The sequence below is a fragment of the Mesorhizobium sanjuanii genome, assembly GCF_002529485.1.
GTDB lineage: Bacteria > Pseudomonadota > Alphaproteobacteria > Rhizobiales > Rhizobiaceae > Mesorhizobium > Mesorhizobium sanjuanii.
On sequence record NZ_NWQG01000142.1, the window covers coordinates 1 to 4,515 of the forward strand.

The 4,515-nt window shown below is 63.5% G+C and carries 6 protein-coding genes and 1 tRNA gene; 5 read left to right on the top strand and 2 right to left on the bottom strand.

Features of this window, described 5'->3' with window-relative positions; translation table 11 throughout:
- Together CN311_RS20615 and CN311_RS20620 are read left to right on the top strand one after the other, a co-directional pair.
- Positions 1-350 (top strand): nicotinate-nucleotide--dimethylbenzimidazole phosphoribosyltransferase (locus CN311_RS20615; protein WP_208866548.1); only part of this gene is annotated, 350 nt, incomplete at its 5' end.
- Between the two features lie 91 nt (positions 351-441).
- Positions 442-840, top strand: a complete 399-nt coding sequence (locus CN311_RS20620; RefSeq protein WP_133117227.1) for a hypothetical protein — start codon at positions 442-444, stop codon at positions 838-840.
- A gap of 69 nt (positions 841-909) precedes the next feature.
- On the opposite strand, the gene CN311_RS20625 is transcribed toward CN311_RS20620, so the two are convergent.
- Positions 910-985: transfer RNA gene (locus tag CN311_RS20625), tRNA-Lys, on the bottom strand.
- 347 nt (positions 986-1,332) lie between these two features.
- Positions 1,333-2,244 (bottom strand): PhzF family phenazine biosynthesis protein, encoded by a 912-nt coding sequence (locus CN311_RS20630; protein ID WP_097575562.1) that lies wholly within the window; start codon positions 2,242-2,244, stop codon positions 1,333-1,335.
- 112 nt (positions 2,245-2,356) lie between these two features.
- Here CN311_RS20630 and CN311_RS20635 point away from each other — a divergent pair, with 112 nt between their 5' ends.
- From CN311_RS20635 to CN311_RS20645, 3 genes are all read left to right on the top strand, one after another.
- The gene (locus CN311_RS20635) at positions 2,357-3,652 is read left to right on the top strand and encodes an efflux RND transporter periplasmic adaptor subunit (protein WP_097575563.1); all 1,296 of its coding nucleotides are present in this window, start codon (positions 2,357-2,359) and stop codon (positions 3,650-3,652) included.
- Positions 3,653-3,656: 4 nt separating this feature from the next.
- A complete protein-coding gene (locus CN311_RS20640) occupies positions 3,657-4,364 on the top strand; it encodes an ABC transporter ATP-binding protein (protein WP_097575564.1) in 708 nt (235 codons plus the stop codon).
- Between the two features lie 2 nt (positions 4,365-4,366).
- On the top strand, positions 4,367-4,515 hold a 149-nt coding region (locus CN311_RS20645), incomplete at its 3' end, for an ABC transporter permease (protein WP_165779782.1).

Consider the following 4,515-nt stretch of genomic DNA (forward strand, 5'->3'; position numbering starts at 1 on the left):
TCGCGGCCACGCTTGGCGGCCGCGAACTCGCCGCCATCTTCGGCGCGACGCTGGCCGCACGCCGCAACAATGTGCCGGTATTGCTCGACGGCTTCGTCTGCACCGCCGCCGCAGCGGCCCTGGCGAGGCTGCACCCGGCCGGCCTCGCCCACACCATCGCTGCCCATGTCTCGGCCGAATCCGGCCATCGCCGGCTGCTCGAAGCGCTCGGCCTGCCGCCGCTGCTCGATCTCGGCATGCGGCTCGGCGAAGGCTCCGGCGCCTGCCTCGCCGTCAACATCGTCCGCTCGGCGCTCGAATGCCACGCCCGCATGGCGAGTTTTGCTGAGGCTGGGGTGTCGGAGAAGTAAATCCGTCAAAATTTCAGCTTGATTGAGCCAAAACAATAACACCGTTTTGATTGTTCCATGAGATTAGAAAACCTCATGCGGAGATCAAAACATGTATTTGAAAGCAGCACTTTTAGTTGCGATGCTTTCTGGCGCGATAGCGCCGGCTTTTTCCCAGTATGTCGATGAGAATGGCCGACCCAGACGGCCGGGCGACGATGGATTGGCCAGGGTGCAATCCAGCATAACGATGACCCTTCCGGTCAAGGACGACGAAGATATGGCCGTGCAACAGCAGGCCGGCATACGTTCCTTCTACAAGATAGCGAGCGGCAGTTGCGCCATGGTGCTCGAAGCCATCGCCGACAGCTGTGAAATCACCAGCGTCACGACGAACGTCAACGCCCGGGATCGCCACAACAACGGCGGCGCTGGATCTCAGATCACCGTTACCGGGCAGATCGGCATGAAGGTCAAGTTCAAGGCCAGCCTGGGCAAGCCGGCGCCATAACCGGAACAACGCGGGACACGTCAAACGCGTCTCGCTTTCAGGGTCTTTCCACCAAGTCTTTGAAATCTTTGGTGGGTGCGCACAGGATTGAACTGTGGACCCGCTGATTAAGAGTCAGCTGCTCTACCAACTGAGCTACGCACCCACTCGACCGGTAAAACCGGCGTCGGCGGGCATATAGCCGCCGATACCAGTCATGTCCAGCCCTGCCGGAATCATTTCCCGACAAATCGCACCGGCTTCGTCATCCTAGGGCGGAGCGAACGCGAAGCGGAGCAGAGACCCTAGGATCCATGCCGTAACATTGGCTGAAGAATGCAGCGGCGCAAAACAAAAGCCGCGCTGCTGTGATCCATCCTCAGCCTCCGTCCTGCTAAGACTTCCAAGGCGTGTCCCGCGGCGACGCTCCGCCGTTACGGCATGGATCCTAGGGTCTTCGCGACGTCGCTTCGCTCCTGCTCCGCCCTAGGATGACGAAGCACAGGCTGTCCTTCAGACGAACAGCCTGCCCTCCGCCACCTTGACCGCATGGCCGCCGATGCGGGCGGCCGCCAGTTTGCCGCCTTCGACATTGAGCTCGAGGCGGATGCGCGACGGCCGGCCCATCTCCAGCCCTTGCTCGATCCACAGCTGCGATACGCCGTCCGTCGGGCGGTCGAAATGCATGATGGCGCCGGCAAAGGCCGCAGCCGCCGAGCCTGTTGCCGGATCCTCATAGGAGGGACTGCCCGGCACGATCATGCGCACATGGAAGGCGCTGTCGTGGTTCACCGTCTCGCGGCAATAGACATAGGGGCTAGCGAAAGCCCATTCGCTCTTGCGCGGCGCCAGTTCCGACCAGGCCTGGTTGTCGAGCCTTATCCGACCTGCCGCCTCCAGGTCGGCAACGGGAATGATCACATAGGGCACGCCGGCCGACCAGAATGAGACGCGGTGATTCTCGAAACCGATCTCGTGTGGTCCCAACCCCAGCGCTGCCCCAATCGCCTCCGGATCGGCGGCGAGCTTCAGCGGTTCCGGCAGCTTGGCCAGGTCGAACTCGGCGAAGGTGGCGCCGTCGTGCTTGCTGACGGCGCAGCGCACCGGGCCGATATTCTCCTCCAGCACGAAGATGCCGGCGGCGTTGCCGTCTCCGACCATTTCGGCCAGCGCGATCGCCGAACCCACGGTCGGATGACCAGCGAACGGCATTTCATAGTCGGGCGTGAAAATGCGGATACGATTGCGGTGTTTGGGATTGTCGGGAGGCAGCACGAAAACGGTTTCGGAGAGATTGAACTCGCGCGCAATCGCCTGCATCCCGGCCGTGTCCAGCCCTTTGCTGTCGAGCACGACAGCCAGCGGATTGCCGGCCAGTTGCTCGGTCGTAAACACATCATAAAGCAAGTAATTGCGCGGCTGCATTTTAGAAAGTCCTCTGCCTCAATCCAAACATGAGCGAAATTTAATTTGATATTCGAACCAGTCAGCCTGATTTGTACACTCATAGGGGCATCAGGCGTTATAGGGGTCCGGCGTGGACCAGATTGTCAATCTGCCAAAGACGGAATCGGATTCCGCCATCGAGACGGCGCTCGGCCTTGACCAGAAAGGGCTGCGCAAGACACGTCGCCGTGGCTGGCTCTATGGCCTGCTGGCGCTGATCGTCATCGCCGCCGGCTTCGTCGGCTATCAATGGTATGCCGGGTCTCCTGCCAAGATCGACTATACGACGGTGCCGGCTGCTGTCGCGGACCTCACAGTCGCGGTCTCGGCCACCGGCACGCTGCAACCCCTCACCCAGGTCGACATTTCTAGCGAACTGTCCGGCGTCGTTCGCTCGGTCGCGGTCAATGAGAACCAGCAGGTAAAGAAGGGCGATGTGCTGGCGGCGCTCGACACGGCCAAGCTGGAGGTGCAGATCGAGCGTGCCGAGGCTTCAGCCAAGGCGGCGGCGGCGAATGTCGAGGACGCCACCGTAACCCTCACCGAAAACGAAAGGGCGCTCGTGCGCGCTGCGGCACTCACCAAGCGCGGCATGGCGACGGACCAGTCGCTCGAAGCGGCGACCGCGACGCGCGACCGCTCCAAGGCTGCGCTCGACAGCGCAAAAGCCAATCTTGCCATCGCCAATGCCGATCTCAAGGCGCAGCAGACGGACTTCGCCAAGAGCACGATCTATGCGCCCATCGACGGCATCATTCTGACTCGATCGGTCGATCCCGGCCAGACGGTTGCCTCCTCGCTGCAGGCGCCGGTGCTGTTCGTCATCGCCGCCGACCTCAGGAACATGGAATTGAAGGCAGCGGTCGACGAGGCCGACATCGGCGCGGTCAAGCCCGGCCAGCATGCCCGCTTCACCGTCGATGCCTTCCCGGAGCGGCCGTTCGACGCCGAGATCCGCGACATCTCCTACGCCTCGGTCACCACCGACGGCGTCGTCACCTACGATGCGCGGCTCGAGGTCGACAACAACGAACTGTTGTTGCGGCCTGGCATGACCGCCACCGTTTCGGTCGTCACCAGGCAGGCCAAGGGCGTGCTCACCGTGCCGGCCACCGCCTTCCGCTACCGGCCGCCAGCGGCATCCACTGCTCGCGCGTGGAGCCTGAGGGACCTGTTCACCGGCCGCATGGGACGTCCGGGCGGCAATCGCCAGCGCCAGGCGACGACGACGCCCACCGACGGCTCGCGCACGCTCTACGTGCTGGAGAATGGCCGGCCTCGGCCGGTCAGCGTCAAGGTCGGCTCCACTGACGGCGAACTGACCGAGATCACCTCCGGCCTCGAAGAAGGTGCGCAAGTCATCACCGCCTCGCAGCAGCGGAGCTGAGACCGTGGCGTCGGGCGCGACCCTCATCAGCTTCGACAAGGTCTGGAAGAGCTATGGCCAGGGCGAAGCCAAGGTCCATGCGCTGGCCGGTGTCGATCTTGCCATCCGTCGTGGCGAGTTCGTCGCCATCATGGGTCCATCCGGCTCGGGCAAGTCGACGGCGATGAACATCATCGGCTGCCTCGACACGCCGACGGCCGGAACCTACAGCTTCATGGGTGTCGATGCCGGCCGTCTCGACCGCAACCGCCGCGCCTTGCTGCGCAACCTCTATGTCGGCTTCGTCTTCCAGGGCTACAACCTTTTGCCGCGCACCACGGCGGCGGAGAATGTCGAACTGCCGCTGATCTATCGCGGCGTCGGCGCCCGTGACCGGCACGACCTTGCCATGAAGGCGCTGGCCGAGGTCGGCCTTGTCGGCCGCGAGCACCATACGCCGGCCGAACTGTCAGGCGGCCAGCAGCAGCGCGTGGCGATCGCGCGCGCCATCGTCACCAGGCCGACGCTTCTGGTGGCCGACGAGCCGACCGGCAATCTCGACACCGCCCGCACGCATGAGATCATGGAATTGCTGACCCGGTTGAACACCGAGTTGGGCCTCACCATCGCCATGGTCACCCACGAGGCCGACGTCGCCGGCTATGCCGAGCGCACGATCCGCTTCCTCGACGGCCACGTCGCCTCCGACACGGCCAACCTGGAGATGGCTTGACCATGATCTGGGAAACCGTCCGCCTCTCGCTGCTCTCCGTGCGCCGCAACGTGCTGCGCTCGTTCCTGACCCTGCTCGGCATCGTCATCGGCGTCGCCGCCGTTATCGCCATGCTCACCATCGGCTCCGGCACCACCGAAAAGGTCAAGTC